Source organism: Streptomyces racemochromogenes, assembly GCF_039535215.1.
GTDB classification, from domain to species: Bacteria; Actinomycetota; Actinomycetes; order Streptomycetales; family Streptomycetaceae; genus Streptomyces; species Streptomyces racemochromogenes.
The window spans coordinates 6,645,954-6,664,397 of record NZ_BAAAWT010000001.1 but is presented as its reverse complement, the minus strand read 5'-3'; the positions used below and the strand labels follow the sequence as shown (position 1 = coordinate 6,664,397).

Below are 18,444 nucleotides of genomic sequence, written 5' to 3'. Positions count from 1 at the left end.
CTGCTCCGGTACACTGGGGCACATGACCCAGCAGCCCGCCGACCCCTTCCGCGAACCCCTTCGCGACGAGGACTTCCTCCGCCTCGACGGACAGATCTGCTTCGCGCTGGGCGCCGCGAACCGCGCCTTCGGCGGTCTCTACCGGGTCGTCCTGAAGGACCTGGGGCTGACCTACCCCCAGTACCTGGTGATGCTGGTGCTCTGGGAGCACGGCACGATGCCGGTCAAGCAGCTCGGACAGCACCTGCGGCTCGACTCGGGCACGCTCTCGCCGCTGCTCAAGCGGCTGGAGACGGCCGGCCTGATCCGGCGCGAGCGCAGCACCGAGGACGAGCGGTCGGTGCACGCGGTGCTGACCGAGGAGGGCTCGGCCCTGCGCGCGCGGGCCGTGGAGGTGCCGCGCCGGATCGCGCGGGCGACCGGCTTCGAGCTGGCCGAGATCCGCGAGCTCCAGCAGCGCCTGGGCCGGCTCACGGCCGCCCTGGACGCCGCCGTCGAGTCGGTCGAGGTCGCTCCCCGGGACTGACCGCCCGCGGCGGGCACCAGGGCCGGCCGCGGGCCGGGATCAGGAGGCTCCGTCGCGCTCCATGGCGGGCCGCAGCCGCTCCAGCAGGGCGTAGAGGGTCGCACCCTCCGCCTCGTCCAGCGCGTCCAGCGCCCCGTGGGTGGCCTGCATCTCCGCGCGCACCCGGCGCATCACCTCACGGCCCTCGCCGGTCGCCACCACGTTCTTGACCCGGCGGTCGCGCGGCTCGGGCTCGCGCCGCACCAGCCCGCGCGCCTGGAGCCGGTCCACGATGCCGGTGACGTTCGAGGCGTCGCAGGCCAGCAGGGCCGCGAGGCCGCGCATCGGCACGGGCCCGTCCAGCTGGGCGAGGACCTTGGCCTGCGTGGAGGTGAGCCCGTGGCGGGCCGCCGCGGCGGCGAAGTCGCGCCACTGGGCGGTGCCGATGGCGGCGAGGAGTTCCAGCAGTTCCAGCTTGGTGGGGCGGTGCGGTGCGGTGGTGCTCATGGCCCGCGAGCCTAGCCGAGGATCGTTGACATTATCAACCTTTTACTTGACCACCTTAACTATCTCTGACTACCTTCGTCGAAGTACTTGATGACATAAAACATCTGCGTCCTGAAACACTGAGAAGGTCCCCCCTCCATGAGCTCCGCCGCATCCGCCCCCGCCGAAGCGAGGAAGGGCAACGAGACGGTCATCGTCTTCGCCCTGAGCCTCGCCGCCATGGTCGTGTCGATGATGCAGACCCTGCCCGTACCGATCCTGGGCCTGATCCGCACCGACCTCGGCACCTCCACCGCCAACGTCAGCTGGGTGACCACCGCCACCCTGCTCTCCGCCGCCGTCTTCACCCCGCTGCTCGGCCGCTTCGGTGACCAGCACGGCAAGAAGCCCACCCTGGTGGCCGTCCTCGGCGTGATGGTGGCGGGTTCCGTGGTGGCCGCGCTCGCGACCTCCCTCCCCCTGCTGATCCTGGGCCGGGTGCTCCAGGGCGCCGCGACCGCGATCTTCCCGCTGGCGCTGTCGGTGCTGCGCGAGGAGGTCCGGCCGCAGAAGCTGCCCGGCGCCATGGCGCTGGTCAGCGGCACGCTCGCGTTCGGCAGCGGCCTGGCGCTGGTCGCCACCGGCCTGCTGACCTCAGGCGAGGGCGCCGACTACCGCAACGCCTTCTGGATGGCGACCGGCTTCGCCGTCATCGCCCTGCTCGCCGTCGTCTTCCTGGTCCCCGCCACGCGGCACAAGACCGGCGGGCGCACCGACTTCCTCGGCGCGCTGACCCTCGGCATCGCCCTGCTGCTGCTCCTGCTGCCCATCTCCCAGGGTCACGAGTGGGGCTGGTCCTCCGCCCGCACCCTGGGCAGCTTCGCCGGTGCCGCCGTGATGACGGCCGTCTGGGTCCTGGTCGAGCGCAAGGTGGCCGAGCCGCTCGTCGACATGAAGATGTTCGTCCACCGCCCGGTGCTGATGGCCAACCTGGCCGGCATCCTCGTCGGCTTCGGCATGTTCGCGAACTTCCTGGGCGTTTCCTACCTCGTCCAGATGCCCGAGAAGCTCACCGGCTACGGCTTCGACGCGTCCATCCTGCGCGCCTCCGTCCAGTTCCTGCTGCCCGGCGCGATCGTCTCGCTGCTCGCCTCCCCCGTCGGCGGGCAGCTGGTGCGCCACCGCGGGCCCCGCCTCGCGCTCGCCGTCGCCGCCGCGCTCGGCGCCGTCGGCTTCGGCTGGCTGGCGCTCGACCACGGCCACACCCTCTCGGTCATCGGCGCCGGCCTCGTCGTCGGCGCGGCCGTCAGCTTCGGCTACGCCGCCATGCCCGCGGTGATCATGTCGAGCGTCCCGCACCACCAGAGCGGCATCGCCAACGGCATCAACTCCATCTCCCGCTCCACGGGCAGCGCGATCGGCAGCGCCATCGTCACCACGATCCTGGCGTCGAAGACCGTCGAGCACCTGCCCCAGGGCGTCCCGCCGCTGCCCGCCGAGTCCGGATTCACCCTCACCTTCTGGATCGGCGCCGCCGCCTTCGCCCTCGTCGCACTGATCAGCTGGCTCGGACTGCGTTCCGGCCACGGCCCGCGCGTGGTCGCGTCCGCCGTCGCGGAGGCCGCGCCGTCGAAGGCCGCGGCGTCGAAGGCCGCGGAGCCCGCCGACGCCGTCTGACCTGCCGTCAAGCCGTATCCCCGCCGCCCCCGGTCCGCCACGGACCGGGGGCGGCGGCATGTCCGGGACCCTCACCCGGAGCCCTCCCCTCCGCGTTGTCAGTGGGGCTCGCTAGTCTCCCCGCATACCGCAGCTCGACGGGCGCTCGCGCCTCGTTCCGGGCTGCGCAAGACCGTTTCCGGACAGGTGGAGGGGCGCGCGCTGATGGGCTGGCTGGCGTTGGACGAGGGGTACGAGATCTCCCTCGTGGAGGGGAAGGTCGCGGTACGGCGGCCCGGGGGGCGGCAGTTGAAGGCACTGCCGAAGGCGCTGCGCGACCATCCCGAGGTGGACCGGCTGCGCCGGCTCGCCGAATGGCTGGAGCGGCACGAGGCGGCCTGCGCGGCCCAGGTGGACACCTGGATGGTGTCCTCGCTGCCGGTGCCGACCGAACTCCTCGCCCGGGTATGGCCCGACGGGGCCTGGCAGGCCGCACTGCGCGACCTCGCGGTCGTCCCCGACGACGACCCCGACGAGGTGGGCTTCCTGCGCGACGCCACCGCCGACGGCGAGCTGAAGGTGGTCAACCTCGACGGCGAGACCGTACGCCTCTCCCCGCGCACGGTGACCCTGCCGCACCCGGTGCTGCTGCCCGACCTGGACGACGTACGGGAGTTCGCGGCCGAGCTGGACATCACCCAGCGGGTCGAGCAGATCCACCGGCCCACCTGGGAGAAGCCCGCGGACCTGGAGCCGGCCGCGACCGAGGTCCGCGACTACGCGGGCGGGGTGTTCCCCACCCGGTTCGGCCTCGCGGCCCGCGCGACCGCCCTCGGCTACCGGGTCTCCGGCGGCTACGCCACCTGCAAGGTGCGCGACCGCGGCCGGGCCGTGGAAGCGGCCGTCTGGATCGGCGAGCCCTACTGGGACGACGAGACCGCCACCGGGGCGCTCAACTGGCACGACGAGGACGGCCGGGCGGTACGCCTCGGCGAGGTCGGACCGGTGGCCTGGTCCGAGGGCATGCGGATGGCCGCGGCGCTGTACGCCGGGCGCAGGATCGAAGAGGGCGGGGACGAAGCGTGAGCACCACCGACACCACCGACACCACCGACACCACCGACACCACGGGCACGGCCGGGCACGCCGCCGCCGACGCCGCCGAACTCCTGGCGGCGGGCGCCGTCCTGCCCGCCGGCACCACCGGGGCGGGCGCCTCGGCCGTGCCCCTCACCGCCCGGGCGTACCGCCACCCGGCCCTCGGGGACGAGCGCGTCGTGGTCCGCCTCGCCGCGGCCGAGCTCGGGGCCGCCGAGGACCTCGCCGCCGGCTTCCTGGGCCTCGTACCGGACGGCGAGCCGCAGGTGGTCGGCCTCGGCCGGCGCCAGGCGCTCGGCTTCCCGGAGTGGGTGCTGGTGCACCACCCCGAGGACGGACACCACGCGCTGGCCGTGGTGCCCGAACTGGACCGGCTGGCCCGGCAGGCCAAGACCAAGCCCAAGGCCGCCCTCGACGCCTGCACCGAGCTGGCCGACCGGCTCGCCGCCGCCGTCCCGCACTTCCTGCCCGTCTTCTACGAGCAGGCCGCGCGCGTCTTCCTCGCCGTCGAGAACACCACGTACGCGGCACAGCTGTTCGGCCGCGCCCGCACCAGCGAGGCCCGCTACGGCCTGGCCGTCGACGAGGACCGGCTCGACGCCGTCTTCCTGGAGTTCGCCCTGGCCGGAGCCCTGCCGGTGAAGACGCTCACCGGCTACGGCAAGGAGCTGGCCCAGCGCGTCTCCCCCGCCGAGGCCCTCGAGCGCTTCCGGCGCCTGTGCGTACGCCGCACCGCGGGCGGGCTCGCCCCGTCCGCGCAGGCCGCCGTCGAGCTGCGCCGGCTCGCCCGCGCGGCCGGGCTCACCGGCAGCGTGCCCGAGCAGGACTACCTCGCCGAGCTGCTGCCGCTGCCCGCCACCCTGCGCGCCGCGGCCGGCTGGTGGAAGGCCCACCGCACGGCGCTCGTCGCCCTCGCCCGGCGCGTGCCCGCCGTACGCGGCACCCTGCTCGGCATCACCCCCTCCGGCGGCGGCGACGCCGGGGAACTGGCCGCCCTGTGGCTGGAGGTGCTGGAGGAGTCCGGCGCCACCGCCGGGCTGGCGGACCCCGGCCTGCCGGCCGAGGAGCGCCCCGCCGACGGCACCGCGGGCTGGCTGGAGCGCTTCCACACCGCCCGGCACACCGGCTGGGGCACCCCGCCGCCGCTGCCCGGGCTGCTCCCCCTGGTCGAGCGCTGTGCCGGCGTGCTGCGCGCCGAACTGGCCCTGCCCGGGCGGGAGGCGGGCCTGCGCCTGGGCCTCCAGGACGTGGACCTGCTCGACCTGCTGCTCTCGTACGGGCTGACCGTCGCCGACCCCGGCCCGAACCAGGTGCTGGGCCTGGACACCTGGGCCCGTTCGGCCGGGCGGCGCGACCTGCGGGCGCTGTGCGCGGACGAGCGGTTGCGCCCGGCGTTCTTCCGCACCCTGGACCGCTTCAACACCAACGCGTCGGGCGACCGCGGGACCGTACGGCACCTCGCCGAGGCGCCCGGCAGCGCCCCGCTGGTGGCCGAGTGGGTCCGCCGGGTGGCCGGCGAGTCCACGGCGGCGGCACTGCCGGAGCTGCCGGAGGCCCTGCGCCGGCTCACCTGGCTGCCGTCCGAGGCGCTGGCCCTCGCCCCCGAGGAGGTGTCCCGGGCCGCCTCCGCCGACCTCGGCGAGATCCTGGCCCGCACCCTGCGGGGCGGCCTGTTCGAGGAGCTGGTCTGGCCGGCCTGGGAGGCCGCCGTCACCGAGCTGTCGCCCGGCCGCGGCCGCACCCGGCTGACCGTGATGGACGCCTGGCCGTACGTCATCGTCGCCAACTCCACACAGGTCCGGGTCATCGACGCCGACTCCACCGTGCTCACCCACGACCTGCGGGTCCCGCCGGGCGACCGCCACAACCACGGCTTCCACTACACCGACGGCGACCTGCTCGTCTTCTGGGCCTCCTACGACGGCCCGGTCCAGGGCTACTGGCTGAGCGCCCCCGACGACGTCCTCACCCTGGACTCCGCCGCCAACTACTGGTCGGTGCGTACCGAACACGTGACCCTGGCACTGCCCGGCGGCGGCCGCACCACCGGTGGCCCCGCCCCGCTGCACGCGGGCGACAGCAGGCTCCCCGCCGAACGGGCCGTCATCACCGACGGCACCTCGTACTGGGTGTGGGACCAGGGCGGCCGCCCCGGCGACTGGGGCTGGGCCGAGTACGACCCGGCCACCGGCGCGGTCGGCCGGCGCTCCCTGCCGCGCTTCCTCGCCGACGCCCTGGACGGCCACCCGGCCGGCAGCGTCCTGAACGACCACGTCGGCCAGAACTGGCTGCGGCCGACGCCCTCGGTCGAGGGCTCCGTGCTGGGCGCGCCCGTCGACGGGCTGCTCGGCTGGCGGGTGGTGTACCGGCGCGGCGAGGGCTGGCACGGCTCCGACAACACCGGACGCGCCGTCACCGTCCGCGAGGGCGGCCCCCTCCCGCGCGCCGCGGTCGTCTTCCCCGGCGACGACCGGCCCCGCGCCGTCTCCCAGGACTGGCGGACCCTGGCCCTGACCGACCCCGAGGGCGCCGTCACCTGCCGGGTCACCTCCGACCACAACGGCGGCCTCTACTGGACCGGCCACACCGAACTCCCCAAGCTCGCCTACTGGTACTGCCTACGGCCCCGCGACCCCGAGGGCTCGGCGGTGCTGCGCGCGATGGACGGGCGCGCCGCCGGAGCCCTGCTGGCGGCCGCCGAGCAGGCCGAGAAGCGCACGGACCTGGCGGCACTCGTCGCCGCGGCCCTGCCCGGCGTCACCGCGCCCGCGCTGCTCGGCGGCGTCGTCGACACCCTGCGCTCCGCACTGACCCAGCGCAAGGCCCTGGCGAAGGTGGCGCTGGCGCTCGAGCCCGCACCGCAGCGGACGAAGGAACCGGCCCGGCGGGGACCCCTCGACCAGGTGGTCGACCGGGCGCTGCACGGCCTCACCGGCACCCCCTACCACCGGCACTTCGGCGGGGACTCCGACGCGACGTTCCGCTTCCTGCGCACCCTGGCGGCGGCCGTCGTCGACACCGCCGCCGAGGCGGTCCCGGGCCGGCTGCACGTGGACACGCCGAAGATCTCCGCCTCCTCCTTCCCCTGGGCCGGACTGTTCCTGGACGCCCCCGCGGCGGTCGCCTACCGCGCGGTCGTCACCGGCGACACCTCCGAGGAGGAGCGGACGGCGCTGTTGCGGATGCTCGCCGAGGTGGACGCCCTGGGACTGGCCTCCGCCACGGCGTCGGCCGAACGGTGGCGGCGCGTCCGCGTCCGCATCGACACCGCCCACCTGCTGGGGGCCGACGGCCGCGAGCGCGGCCGCGGCGGCAGGCACCGCGCCGTCCTCCCGCTCGGCGGCGGCGCCGTGCTCGCCCTCAACGAGCAGACCCTGGAGTTCCCGAGGACCCGCGAGTTCGACGCGCTGCTGCACGACCCGGCGGGCGCCTTCGCCGTGCCCGCCCCCTACACCGGGGCCGGGGCGGCCGAGCCCGTCGGCGACCGCGGGCGCGCCGCGGACTGGACCGCCGCCTTCCTGAAGGAGGCGGCCGAGCGCGGCCCGGCGCCCTGGTTCCCCGAGGCCGCGGAGGAGTTCGCGCGGCTCACCGGGGTCTCCGGTGCCGTGGCCCGGATGGTCCTCGCGGGCCTGCCGCACCTGGACACGTGGGAGCGCTCCTTCCTGCCCGCCGGGCTGCGCGACACGCTCGCGCTGAAGGCCGGCGACGCCGTCAACGCCCGCGACGACCTGAAGGAGCTCGCCGTGGAGGTCCGGCGCGCCCTGGTCGCGGCGCTGCTGCCCACCGACCCGGCGCGGCTGTGGACGGACGGCCCGGACGCGGCCGCCGCCGCGCGGGTGTGGAACGAGCGCGTGGGCCGTCGTACGCCCGTGCCCGAGTGGCTGCTCGCCGAGGCCGCCAAGGACGTGCGCGGCGGCTGGGCCCCGCACCGGGCACTGCCCGCGCTGCTCGACGCGGCCTCCTCCGAGGTGCTGAGCACCGATGTCGCGTGGACGGTCAACGGCGACCACGTGGAACCCGCCGTCCCGGTGGCCCAGCCCTTCGACGCGGGCGTGCTGACCGGGGCCGCCGCCCTGACGGCCTGGCTCGCGCACCGGCTGCCCGCCGGACACCCGGTACGGGCGAGCCTGCCGCCCGCGCTCACCGCGCTGCGCCAGCGCCTGGCCTCACCCGAACTGCTGATGAGCGTCGGGCACTACGTCCGGCTGCCCGACTTCCGCAAGGCGGCCGGCGCCCCCACCGAGACCGGCCAGGGCTACGAGCGGTACGGCGCGGTGGTGCTGGCCACGCACGACACGCAGCCCCGGCCCGCGGTGCGCCCCGCACTGCTGGACTCGACCGGCTCCGACCCCTACCTGCCGCTGCTGCGCGGCGCCGAACAGCAGCCCTCGCGGGCCGAGACGGCACTGCGCCTGGTCCAGGACCCGGCGTTCGCCGCGCTGCTCGCCGACCCGGGGGCGCCCGTCGCCGGCGGCCTCGACAAGGAGGGGACCTGGTGGCCGCAGGACCCGTCGCGCAGCGTGCCCGAGCTGGTGGCGGAGGTCACCGCGGCGTACGGGCTGGGCGCCGACGCGGCCGCGCTGTACCTGGCGCTGCTGGCGATGCCCGACCCCACCGACCGCAACACGTCCCGCTGGACGGGCTGGAAGCCGGCCCGGATGAAGGCCGCCCGCGCCGAACTGGCCGCCACCGAGCTGGTGGTGACGGCCACGCGCTCCCGCGCGGGGCGCTCCCTGTTCCTGCCCGGCGGCTGGTCCGAGCCCGGCGCGCCGGTCCTGCCGGTCGAGACGTGGAAGCTGCCCATGTACGCGCTGGCGGCGGGCGGCCATCCGGTGCTGGGCGTGCTGGTGCCCGCGGAGCCGGCCGCGGAGCTGTACCGCCGGGCCTGGGCGCGGGTCCGCGGGGGCGACGTACCGCGCTTCGAGGAGCTGAAGGTGAAGCGGACCGGCTCCCGCCGGCGCTGACGGGCATCCGCCGGACCGGCGCCGGATCCGGTGGGGGCGCGGTGCCGCCGCGCCCCCACCGGGCTCCGGCCCGCCCTTTCCGCACCTGGGCACTCGTGAACTCCCGCACTCGTGAACCTCTGAACTTCTGCACTTCTGCACTTCTGCATGCACTTCCGCACTTCTGACAGTTGAAGGACCGATACCCCATGACCGTCACCGAACAGTCCGCCCCGGCCCGGCAGGCGATGCCCGCCGAGGAGCGGTACGCCGCCGAACTCGCCTTCCTCGCCGCCCAGGACCCCGGCCCCCGCCCTCCCGGCTGGGCGCTCACCCCGCGCGCGGTGGTGACCTTCGTGTGCGGCAGCGCGGGCGAGCAGCTGGCCCTGCCCGAGCGTCGTGCCGGGCTCCCGTCGAAGCTGGTGATCGCCCCGAAGTTCGTCGGCGAACGCGCCCTGGTGGAACGCTGCGTGGTCACCCTGGCCGGGGAGCGCGGCCTGCTCCTCACCGGCGAGCCGGGCACCGCCAAGTCGATGCTGTCCGAGCTGCTGGCGGCCGCCGTGTGCGGCACCAGCGAGCTCACCGTCCAGGGCACCGCCGGCACCACCGAGGACGCCTTCCGCTACGGCTGGAACTACGCGCTGCTGCTCGCCCAGGGCCCCACCCCACAGGCCCTGGTCGACTCCCCCGTGCTCAGCGCGATGCGGACGGGCCGGGTGGCACGGGTCGAGGAGATCACCCGCTGCCTGCCCGAGGTGCAGGACGCGCTCGTGTCGATCCTGTCCGACCGGCGGGTCAGCGTGCCCGAACTGACCGCCACCGAGGACGCGGTGGTCAGCGCCGTCCCCGGTTTCACCGTCATCGCCACCGCCAACCTGCGTGACCGGGGCGTCTCGGAGATGTCCGCCGCCCTCAAGCGGCGCTTCAACTTCGAGACCGTCGGCCCGATCGCCGACCCGGACGCCGAGACCGAGCTGATCCGGCGGCAGGCCGTCGCCGCCGTCCAGCGGGCCGGCGCCGCCTTCGGGGTCGACGACTGCGTACTCGACGCGCTCGTCACCGTCTTCCGGGACCTGCGCTCGGGGCGCAGCGCCGAGGGCTGGGACGTGGAGCGGCCCGGCACGGTCATGTCCACCGCCGAGGCCGTCCAGGTGGCGGCTTCCCTGGGGGTGTCCGCCGCGTACCTGCCGGGCGGTGACGTGCTGGACCTGCTGCCGGGCCACCTGCTGGGCGTGGTGCGCAAGGACGACCCCGCCGACCACGGGCGGCTCCTCGGCTACTGGGACGGCCCGGTCCGCCGCCGCGCCGAGGACGGCTCGGCGACCTGGCGCCGGCTGTGGGACCTGCGCGGGAGCCTGCGTTGACGCTCACCGCCGAACCGCGGGCGGCGGTCGAGGAACTGGCCGCCTGCCGCGAGCCGTACCTGCTGGGGGTGCGCCACCACAGTCCCGCGCTGGCCGCGGTGGTGCCCGCGCTGCTGGACGCGGCGGACCCCGAGGTCGTCTGCGTGGAGCTGCCGGCCGAGTTCCGGCCGTGGCTGCCCCACCTGGCCGACCCGGAGACCGTGGCGCCGGTGGCCCTGGCGGGCCTGGGGGACGGAGGCCGCCTCGCCTTCTACCCGTTCGCGGACTTCTCCCCCGAGCTGGCGGCGATCCGCTGGGCGTACGGGCGCGGCGTGGAGGTCGTCTGCTGCGACCTGCCGCTGTCCGACCGGGGCTGGACGCCGGAGCCCGCGACGGCCGTCCCCGGCCCGTCGGGGGGCCGCGACTACGCCGGCGCGCTCGCCGCGTCGGGGACCGGGCGCGAGGGGGACGACCTGTGGGACCGGGCCGTCGAGGTCCTGGCCCCGGGCTGCTCCCCCGAGGCCGTACGCCGCGCCGCGCTCGGCGTCGGCTGGGCGCTGCGGGCCGATGCGGGCGCGGTGGCGGCGGTGGACCTGGCGCGGGAGGCCCACATGCGGGGCGTGCTCGCGCGGTTCGCCGGCCGCCGGGTCGCCGCCGTGATCGGCGCCTTCCACGCCCCCGCCCTCCTTGCTCACGCGGGGCCGGAACACGAGGACGGGAACGGGGCCGGGGACGGGAACGGGTTCCGGTTCGGGGACGGGTGCGAGCCCGAAGCCGGGGGCTTCGTCACCTCGTTCGTGGCGTACTCCCATGACCTGCTCGACTCCCGCTCCGGCTACCCCGCCGGCATCCGCGACCCGCTGTGGCAGCAGGCCGTCTTCGAGGCGGGCGGGGACCCGGAGCGGCTGCGGGAGGCGGCCGCGGCCGCGCTCGTCCGGCTGTGCCGGGAGCTGCGCCGCGCCGGGCACACGGCGGGCACCGGGGAGGCGGCCGAGACGCTGCGGCTGGCCTGCGACCTGGCGGTGCTGCGGGGGCTGCCCGCGCCCGGCCGGGGCGAACTGCTGGAGGCCGTCACCACGGTTCTCGGGCAGGGCGAACCCCTGGGCCGGGGACGGGCCCTGGCCCGCGCCCTGGAGGCCGTGTTCGTCGGCACGGGCCGCGGCCGGACCACCCCGCACGCCCCCCGTTCCGGGCTCGGCCCCTCCGTGGAGGCCGAGCTGGCCGCGCTGCGGCTGCCGGGTCCCGGGGACCCGGAGCCGCGCGAGATCCGCCTCGACCCCCTGCGCTCCGAGCTCGACGGGCGCCGGGAGGTGCTGCTGCGGCGCCTGCTGGTCTGCGGGGCGTCCTACGCGGAGCCGCTCGGCACCGCCGCCACCGGCGACGGCACCGCCCTGGGGAGCAAGTGGCGGCCGGCCTGGACCCCGGCCGTCCCGGCCCGCCTTGACCTGGCGGGGGTCCGCGGCGTGAGCGCCGCCCAGGCGGCCGCCGGGACGCTGCGTGACACCGCGCGCCGCCAGGCGGCCGAAGGCGGCCCGACGGCGGCCCAGGTGCTGGCCGGGCTCGACGCGGCCGCGCGCTGCGACCTGCCCGAACTGGTCGGCGTACGCATGGAGGAGATGGCGGCCGTCCTGCCGGACACCGCCACCGTGCCGGAACTCCTGGAGGCCGTCGACCTGCTGGAGGGGCTGCGCCGCGGCCACCTGCCCGGCGCCGGGGACGCGGCGCGGGCCGCCGCCGGGGAGCTGGCCGGCGAGCTGCTCGACGCGGCCCTGCGGTCCCTGCCCGGCCTGGCCGGCAGCGACGACCCCGCCGACGCGGGCGCCCTGGTGGCCCTCGCCAACCGGGCCGCCGCCCGCCGGCTGGGGCTGCGCATGGACGCCGCCCTGGCCGAACTCGCTTCCGGTGCGGGCCCCTTGATGCGCGGTGCGGCCCTGGCCGTACGGGTGCTGCTCGACCTGGACCCGGCGGACGAGCTCGGCGCCCGCGCCGCCGCCTGGGTGGACGGGGCGGCCACCCCCGACGGCCGGCGCGCGCTGGCCCGCCGCCTCACCGGCCTGCTCACCGCCGCCGGGCCACTGCTCGGCGCATCCCCCGCGGCCCTCACCCCGCTGCTGGACCGGGTGGACTCGCTGGCCGACGCGGCGTTCCTGGAGCGGCTGCCCGCGCTGCGCGCCGGGTTCGACGTGCTGACGCCGGCCGCCCGGGAGCGGCTGCTCGACACCGTCACCGAGCGGCTCGGCGACCGCGTCGACCTGGCGCTGGACGCGCCGCCCGCGCTGCTGGCCCTGTGGGCCGCCGCCGACGCGGCCGGGCTGGCCGCGCTGAAGGAACTGCCGCTGCCCGGTGGTCCGCCGGACGCGGCCGGCGTCCCCGCCCCCGTCGGCGCGGCGGTGGCAGCGCTCCCCGCCCGGCCGGCCGGGGAGGAGCGGAGGCTGGCGCCCGCCGACCGGTGGCGGCTGCTGCTGGGCCGCCAGCGCGACCGGCTCCCGGCGGGTGCCCGGCCCTACGCCCGCGCGCTGGACGAGCTGTACGGAGCCGGGCGCGGGGAGGGCTCCGCGGACGTGGGCCGGCCCGGCTCCGGCGGCGGGGACGAGGCCTCCTTCCCGACCGCACGGGAGTGGTCGGCGGAACTGGAGTCCCTGTTCGGGGCCGACGTGCGCGAGGAGGTGCTCGCCGACGCGGCCGGGGCGGGCCGCACCGATGTGCTGGCCCAGCTCGACCCGGCCGCGGTACGCCCCTCCGTGGAACTGCTGACCTCGGTGCTCTCGCTGGCCTGCGGCATGTCCGAGGCGCACCTGGCCCGGCTGCGGCCGCTGGTGCGGCGGCTCGTGGACGAGCTGGCCAAGGAGCTGGCCACCCGGCTGCGCCCCGCCCTGTCGGGCGTCGCCACCCCCCGCCCGACCCGCCGGCCGGGCGGCCCGCTCGACCTGGCGCGGACCCTGCGGGCGAACCTGGCGCACACCCGGCGCCTCGACGACGGCCGGGTGGTGGTGGTTCCGGAGCGTCCGGTGTTCAGCACGCGGACGTCGAAGGAGGCGGACTGGCGGCTGATCCTGGTGGTGGACGTCTCCGGGTCCATGGAGGCGTCCGTGGTCTGGTCGGCCCTGACGGCGGCGGTGCTGGGCGGGGTGCCGACCCTGTCCACGCACTTCCTCGCCTTCTCCACCCAGGTCGTGGACCTCAGCGGCCGCGTCGAGGACCCCCTCTCGCTGCTGCTGGAGGTCCGGGTCGGCGGCGGTACGCACATCGCGGCGGGCCTCGCGCACGCCCGGAGCCTGATCACGGTGCCGAGCCGCACGCTGGTCGTCGTGGTCAGCGACTTCGAGGAGGGCGCCCCCCTCGGGGGACTGCTCTCCGAGGTGCGGGCGCTGGCGGCGTCCGGTGCCCATCTGCTGGGCTGCGCCGCGCTCGACGACGCGGGCACGCCCCGCTACTCGGTGCCGGTGGCGCGGCAACTCGTCGCCGCCGGGATGCCGGTGGCCGCCCTCAGCCCTCTCGCCCTGGCCCGCTGGGTGGGCGACCGACTCCGTGGGGAGCCCCGATGACCAGTACGCTGTCGCCGCCCGTCACCGCCGAGGTGGTCGCGGACGCGGTGGAGAACCTGAGCGCCCGGCTGCGCAAGAAGCTGGACGCCGCGATCGAGGGCTGCCCGGAGGGTGCCGGCGCGGACGGGGCGGTCGTGTTCCGCTTCGGCGAGGACGCGGTGGTCACCCTGCGGCCGGGGCCGTCGGGGGCGGTCACGGAGGCCGGACAGGCCGTCTGCGGCTGCCTGCTGGCGCCGCGCTGCCTGCACCGGGCGGCGGTCCTGGGGGCCGCGCCGCTGGCGGAGCCGCCGGCCGAACCGCCGGCCGAACCGCCGGCCGGGCCCCTGGCCGGGGAAGGCCCCGGTGAACGGGACGCGTCCGGACCGGAGGCGGGTACGCCGCCCGAGGACGACGCTCCCGCGCGGACGACGGGGGCGGCGGGGGCGGCCGCGCCGCCGGGTTCCGTGCCGGATGCCACCGCCCCGGCAGCCGCTGCCGGAGCCGCTGCCGGGTCCGTTTCGGACGCCGGGGACGCGGACCGGGACGCCGGCGCCCCGCCGACGCCGGCCCAGGTGCGGGCCGGGGCCGCGCTGTGGGCCGTGTCGGCCGAGGCGCTGGCCGCCGGGGTCGTCGCCGGGGGCGCGGTGGTCCAGGCCGAACTGCTGCGCGCCGCGCACACCGCACGGCTCGCCGGGCTGCCGCGCGCGGAGGCCGCGGCGCTGCGCGTGGTACGGGGACTGCGGGCCGCTCGGGAGCGCCGGGCCGGCCAGCGGCTCGCCGACCTGGCCGCCGCCTTCTCGGAACTGCTGCGCACCGCCGCGCTGCTGGCGTCCGGGACGGGCGGGCCCGGGCTGACCGGCGGCGGCCGGCGCGCCTACACGGCCGGGGGCGGCCTGCGCGTCCACGGCCTGTGCCGGGAGCCGGTGCTCACCGCGACCGGCTACGGCGGCGTGGTCACCCACCTGCTCGGCGCGGACGGCGCCCGCTACACCCTGTCGGACGTCCGGCCCGGCGGGCTCGCCCGCGCGCGGGGCGCGGGTGCGGCCTCCGTGGCCCTGGGCGGTGCCGCCCTCGACCACGCGGGGCTGGCGCGCGCGGGGCTGCGCATCAGCGGGGCGACGGTCTCCGCCGACGGCCGGCTCGGTGCCGGGCGCGGGGTCCGGGCGGTGCCGGCGCCGGGCGCGGCCTGGGACGAGGAGCCGCTGGCCGCGCTGTTCGCCCGGCCGGCCGCCGAGGCCGTAAGGGAGTTGCTGGCGCGGGACGCCGAACCGGGCCTGCTGGGCTGCGACGTCCAGGTGGTCGGCGCGGCCGGCGAGCACCTGCTGGTGTGGGAGCTGCGCGCGGACGCGCCGCTGCTGCGGCTGCGCCCGGCGCATCCGCACCCGGAGCTGGCGCACACCGCCAACCTGCGCCGCCTGGCCGGGCATCCGGGGCTGGCGGTGCGCGTCCTGGGCCGCCCCGACCCGGACCGGGCCGCCACCCTGAGCCCGCTCGCGGTGGGACCGGTGCCCGGCGCGCAGTACACGCTGCGCCTGCCTCCCGAGTGGCGCGACCGGGCCGACCTGGGCTACGACCGGCTCCAGGGCAGCCACTTCCCGGACGCCGGGGCCCCCGCCGGGCCGGTGGCCGAAGGGGAGCCGGGTCCGGACGCGGTGGCCGACTCGCCGCTGTGGCGGGTGCGCCGGCTGCTGGAGACGGGCGTGGCGGGCGGGCGTCGGGCGGTGGCGGAGACGGGCCGGGTCCCGGAGCCGCTCGCGGCGTACGGACCGCTGCGCCGGGCCGGGTTCGGGGCGGCGGCCGACCTGGCCGGCGCGCTCGTCGCGGAGGCCGGCCGCCGCCCGCGCGACGCCTTCGGCCGGCTCACCGAAGCCTCGTCGGAGGGCTACGCCTGGGCGTGGCTGGCGGCGTCGGCGCACCTGGAGGCGGCCCACCGCTCGCTGGTGGCCGCCTCCTGGGCCTGACCTGGGCTCTGCCGTCACGCTCCCGTCGTCGCCCGGAGGGCGGCCCCGCGGCTGGGGGAGGGAGTTCGGCGACGGACCCCGGGGCCGGCGGCGGGAGCGGAGCGCCGCCGGGCCTGGACCCGGCGGCGCCCCCACGGATCGTGGCTTGCGCTGGAGTGCGCTCCAGCGCGTAGCTTCGTCCGCACGCACCTACCACCAAGGGGGACACCGGATGCGGTACACACTCTTCGGCAAGACCGGTCTGCGGGTCAGCGAGCTGAGCCTCGGCACCATGATGATGGGCGACGAACCGGGCCGGGGCACCGACCTGAAGACCGCCTCCCGCCTCCTCGACGCCTACGCCGACGCGGGCGGGAACTTCGTCGACACGGCGAACATCTACGGCGACGGCGGTTCGGAGCGGATCCTCGGCGAACTCCTCCAGGGACGGCGCGAGGAGTTCGTGCTGGCGACCAAGTACACCTGCGCGACCCGTGACGGCGACGTCAACGCGGCGGGCAACCACCGCAAGAGCCTGGTGCGGTCGGTGGAGGCCAGCCTGGAACGGCTGCGGACCGACCACGTCGACGTCCTGTGGGTGCACGCCCGCGACAACTTCACCCCGGTCGACGAGGTGATGCGCGCACTGGACGACCTCGTCCGCACGGGGAAGGCACTGTACGTCGGCGTCTCGGACTGGCCCGCCTGGGAGATCGCACAGGCGAACACCCTCGCCGAGCTGCGGGGCTGGTCGGCGTTCGCCGGATCGCAGCTGCGCTACAACCTGCTGGAGCGGACGCCCGAGCGTGACCTGCTGCCGCAGGCGCGGGCGTTCGACCAGGCCGTACTGGCCTGGGCACCGCTGGCGGCCGGGAAGCTCACCGGCAAGTACCGCCGGGGCGAGGGGGGCCGGCTGGACTCCTGGAGCACGGCGGCGTCCCCGCAGGAGGAGGACGTCATCACCGCCGTGCTGGAGGTCGCCGAGCAGGGCGGCTGGACCCCGGCCCAGGTGGCGCTGTCCTGGCTCCTCGGGCGCCCGGGCAACATCGTTCCGATCATCGCGGCCACGCACGAGGTCCAACTCGCCGACAACCTGGGCTGTCTCGACGTCCGCCTCGACGCCGACGCCGTCGCCCGGCTCGACGAGGTGAGCGCCGTACCGCTCGGCTTCCCCCACGACTTCCTGCGGGAGCCCCAGGTCGTCAGCACCGTCCACGGCGACCGCTGGAGGCAGATCGAGGACCGCCGCAGCACCTGCCGGCGGACGGCCACCGAGGTGTGCTGACCCGGCGACCGGGGACCGGTGCGTGGTTGGATGTCCGGTTATGGGTAGTCTTCCCGGGTCAGTTCACGTAGCGTCTCGTCCGGGGTGGGGTCATGCATCGTCACACAGGTGTACGCGGCGGGGTGGTGGCCGTGGCGCTGCTGCTCGGGGTGAGCGGGTGCGGGGGGACGGGGAGTCCCGGCGACGGCAAACCGGCGCGGAAACCGGCCGGTGCCACCCCCTCCGCGCCGGCGTCGGCCCCCGCGCCCTCCCCTTCCGCGGGCGACGCCAAGCCGGCCTCCGGGGACGTGCTGCCGGGGATGGTCAGCGCGGCCGTGGCCCGGACCCAGCTCGCCTCGCTGACCACCGGCAAGCCCGGCACGATGGCCGGGTACAGCCGGGACAAGTTCACGCACTGGGCCGAGCAGGGCAACAAGTGCGACACCCGCGAGGCCGTCCTCAAGCGCGACGGGGCGGACGTCACCCAGGACTCCGAGTGCCGCGCCGTGTCGGGCAGCTGGAAGAGCCTGTACGACGGCGTCGCGGTCAACGAGGCCTCGAAGCTGGACATCGACCACATGGTGCCGCTGGCCGAGGCCTGGCGCTCCGGCGCCTCCGGGTGGGACGCGGCCAAGCGCAAGGCCTTCGCCAACGACCTGACGCGGCCGCAGCTGCTGGCCGTCTCCGCCGCGTCCAACCGCTCCAAGGGCGACCAGAGTCCCGACCTGTGGCAGCCGCCGGACAAGGCGAGCTGGTGCCAGTACGGGCGGGCCTGGACCACCGTGAAGTCCCACTACGGTCTGACCGTCACCGACGCCGAAAGGGCCATGCTCACCACCATGATCGACACCTGCGCCTCATGACGGCCCCCCGGCAGTGGCAGGACGAGGTCCTCGCGGGTCCCGGCGGCGCCATGACCGACGAGGTCGGCGTCATCACGGGCCCGCTCACCCTGCGGACCACCGGCGGGGCGGACGGCGAGGTCCGCTTCGACATCCAGTACACGGACGCGGACGAGTGGTACACGCTCACCGGCAGCCCCGTGGCCCACGGTGACCCCGCCGCCCTCCACACGGCCGCACTGCGCGCGATCCGGTCCGGCGGCGGCGCCGTGGCCCCGTCCCCGCAGGCCTGAGGCCGGTGCGGCCCGTTGGGCCGCTCGGGTGACGGGCGATAACCCCTGGGCCGGACGGCAGTTGGGCAGTTCGTCCCGCCGGGGACAGCACATGCGACAGAAGGATCCTCACGATGCTCAAGAAGTTCATGGCCACCGCCGCCGTCACCGCCTCCGTCCTGGGGACGGGCGCCCTCGCGGCATCCCCGGCGATGGCGATCGGCAATGACAACGGGATCAACACGGTCAACGGCAACAACGCCGACCAGATCTACGGCAACCAGGAGACCTCGGGCAAGCTGAGCCCGCAGCTCTCCGCGGTCCAGGGCTCGGTGAACAAGCTCTGCATCGGCCTGCCGGCCAAGGTCAACGTCCAGTCGGTGGCCGCCCTGATCGCCAACATCGGCGTGCAGGACATCCCGATCGCGTCCAACCCGCAGAACCAGCAGTGCGCCGAGAACTCCACCCAGGCCAAGGGCGACGAGACGCTCTCGCACCTCGTGGAGAACATCCCGGTCCTGTCGGGCAACCTCTCGGCCGGCAGCTGATCCAGCGGCCCCGGAGCGGCGCG

Annotated in this window: 12 protein-coding genes; 11 read left to right on the top strand and 1 reads right to left on the bottom strand. The window is 76.4% G+C overall.

Annotated features, from left to right (window positions below; genetic code table 11):
• Nucleotides 1-22: 22 nt before the first annotated feature.
• Nucleotides 23-526, top strand: coding sequence for a MarR family winged helix-turn-helix transcriptional regulator (locus tag ABD973_RS30860; protein ID WP_345503441.1), 504 nt, complete (start codon nucleotides 23-25; stop codon nucleotides 524-526).
• Between the two features lie 39 nt (nucleotides 527-565).
• Here ABD973_RS30860 and ABD973_RS30855 read toward each other — a convergent pair whose 3' ends face one another.
• Nucleotides 566-1,012: a MarR family winged helix-turn-helix transcriptional regulator gene (locus ABD973_RS30855; protein WP_125602993.1), complete on the bottom strand. Its 447-nt coding sequence runs from the start codon at nucleotides 1,010-1,012 to the stop codon at nucleotides 566-568.
• Between the two features lie 138 nt (nucleotides 1,013-1,150).
• Between ABD973_RS30855 and ABD973_RS30850 the strand changes: the two genes are divergently transcribed.
• The 10 genes from ABD973_RS30850 (at nucleotide 1,151) to ABD973_RS30805 (ending at nucleotide 18,421) form a co-directional block, all read left to right on the top strand.
• On the top strand, nucleotides 1,151-2,668 hold the full coding sequence (locus tag ABD973_RS30850; protein WP_125820062.1) for an MFS transporter: 1,518 nt from the start codon (nucleotides 1,151-1,153) through the stop codon (nucleotides 2,666-2,668).
• 204 nt (nucleotides 2,669-2,872) lie between these two features.
• A complete protein-coding gene (locus ABD973_RS30845; protein WP_125823838.1) occupies nucleotides 2,873-3,733 on the top strand; it encodes a DUF4132 domain-containing protein in 861 nt (286 codons plus the stop codon).
• On the top strand, nucleotides 3,730-8,709 hold the full coding sequence (locus tag ABD973_RS30840; protein ID WP_345503440.1) for a DNA-binding protein: 4,980 nt from the start codon (nucleotides 3,730-3,732) through the stop codon (nucleotides 8,707-8,709). The genes ABD973_RS30845 and ABD973_RS30840 overlap by 4 nt, the downstream gene beginning before the upstream one ends.
• A gap of 188 nt (nucleotides 8,710-8,897) precedes the next feature.
• Nucleotides 8,898-10,052 (top strand): ATP-binding protein, encoded by a 1,155-nt coding sequence (locus tag ABD973_RS30835; protein ID WP_345503439.1) that lies wholly within the window; start codon nucleotides 8,898-8,900, stop codon nucleotides 10,050-10,052.
• The gene (locus ABD973_RS30830) at nucleotides 10,049-13,576 is read left to right on the top strand and encodes a DUF5682 family protein (protein WP_345503437.1); all 3,528 of its coding nucleotides are present in this window, start codon (nucleotides 10,049-10,051) and stop codon (nucleotides 13,574-13,576) included. Before ABD973_RS30835 ends, ABD973_RS30830 begins: the two co-directional genes overlap by 4 nt.
• Entirely contained in the window at nucleotides 13,573-15,516 is a 1,944-nt protein-coding gene (locus ABD973_RS30825) for a hypothetical protein (protein ID WP_345503435.1), read from the top strand. Before ABD973_RS30830 ends, ABD973_RS30825 begins: the two co-directional genes overlap by 4 nt.
• A gap of 211 nt (nucleotides 15,517-15,727) precedes the next feature.
• Nucleotides 15,728-16,780, top strand: coding sequence for an aldo/keto reductase (locus ABD973_RS30820; protein WP_345503433.1), 1,053 nt, complete (start codon nucleotides 15,728-15,730; stop codon nucleotides 16,778-16,780).
• Nucleotides 16,781-16,872: 92 nt separating this feature from the next.
• A complete protein-coding gene (locus ABD973_RS30815) occupies nucleotides 16,873-17,622 on the top strand; it encodes an HNH endonuclease family protein (protein WP_241253119.1) in 750 nt (249 codons plus the stop codon).
• Nucleotides 17,619-17,894, top strand: a complete 276-nt coding sequence (locus tag ABD973_RS30810; protein ID WP_345503431.1) for a hypothetical protein — start codon at nucleotides 17,619-17,621, stop codon at nucleotides 17,892-17,894. The genes ABD973_RS30815 and ABD973_RS30810 overlap by 4 nt, the downstream gene beginning before the upstream one ends.
• A 113-nt stretch (nucleotides 17,895-18,007) precedes the next feature.
• Complete coding sequence (locus ABD973_RS30805) at nucleotides 18,008-18,421, top strand: rodlin (protein WP_125820068.1); 414 nt, start codon at nucleotides 18,008-18,010, stop codon at nucleotides 18,419-18,421.
• Nucleotides 18,422-18,444 lie beyond the last annotated feature (23 nt).

Excerpts from the sequence above, each read along its gene's own strand:
- ABD973_RS30850 (WP_125820062.1), top strand. The coding sequence starts at position 1,151 with ATGAGCTCCGCCGCATCCGCCCCCGCCGAAGCGAGGAAGGGCAACGAG.
- ABD973_RS30815 (WP_241253119.1), top strand. The coding sequence starts at position 16,873 with ATGCATCGTCACACAGGTGTACGCGGCGGGGTGGTGGCCGTGGCGCTG.
- ABD973_RS30820 (WP_345503433.1), top strand. The coding sequence starts at position 15,728 with ATGCGGTACACACTCTTCGGCAAGACCGGTCTGCGGGTCAGCGAGCTG.
- ABD973_RS30825 (WP_345503435.1), top strand. The coding sequence starts at position 13,573 with ATGACCAGTACGCTGTCGCCGCCCGTCACCGCCGAGGTGGTCGCGGAC.
- ABD973_RS30835 (WP_345503439.1), top strand. The coding sequence starts at position 8,898 with ATGACCGTCACCGAACAGTCCGCCCCGGCCCGGCAGGCGATGCCCGCC.
- ABD973_RS30805 (WP_125820068.1), top strand. The coding sequence starts at position 18,008 with ATGCTCAAGAAGTTCATGGCCACCGCCGCCGTCACCGCCTCCGTCCTG.
- ABD973_RS30845 (WP_125823838.1), top strand. The coding sequence starts at position 2,873 with ATGGGCTGGCTGGCGTTGGACGAGGGGTACGAGATCTCCCTCGTGGAG.
- ABD973_RS30855 (WP_125602993.1), bottom strand. The coding sequence starts at position 1,012 with ATGAGCACCACCGCACCGCACCGCCCCACCAAGCTGGAACTGCTGGAA.
- ABD973_RS30860 (WP_345503441.1), top strand. The coding sequence starts at position 23 with ATGACCCAGCAGCCCGCCGACCCCTTCCGCGAACCCCTTCGCGACGAG.
- ABD973_RS30810 (WP_345503431.1), top strand. The coding sequence starts at position 17,619 with ATGACGGCCCCCCGGCAGTGGCAGGACGAGGTCCTCGCGGGTCCCGGC.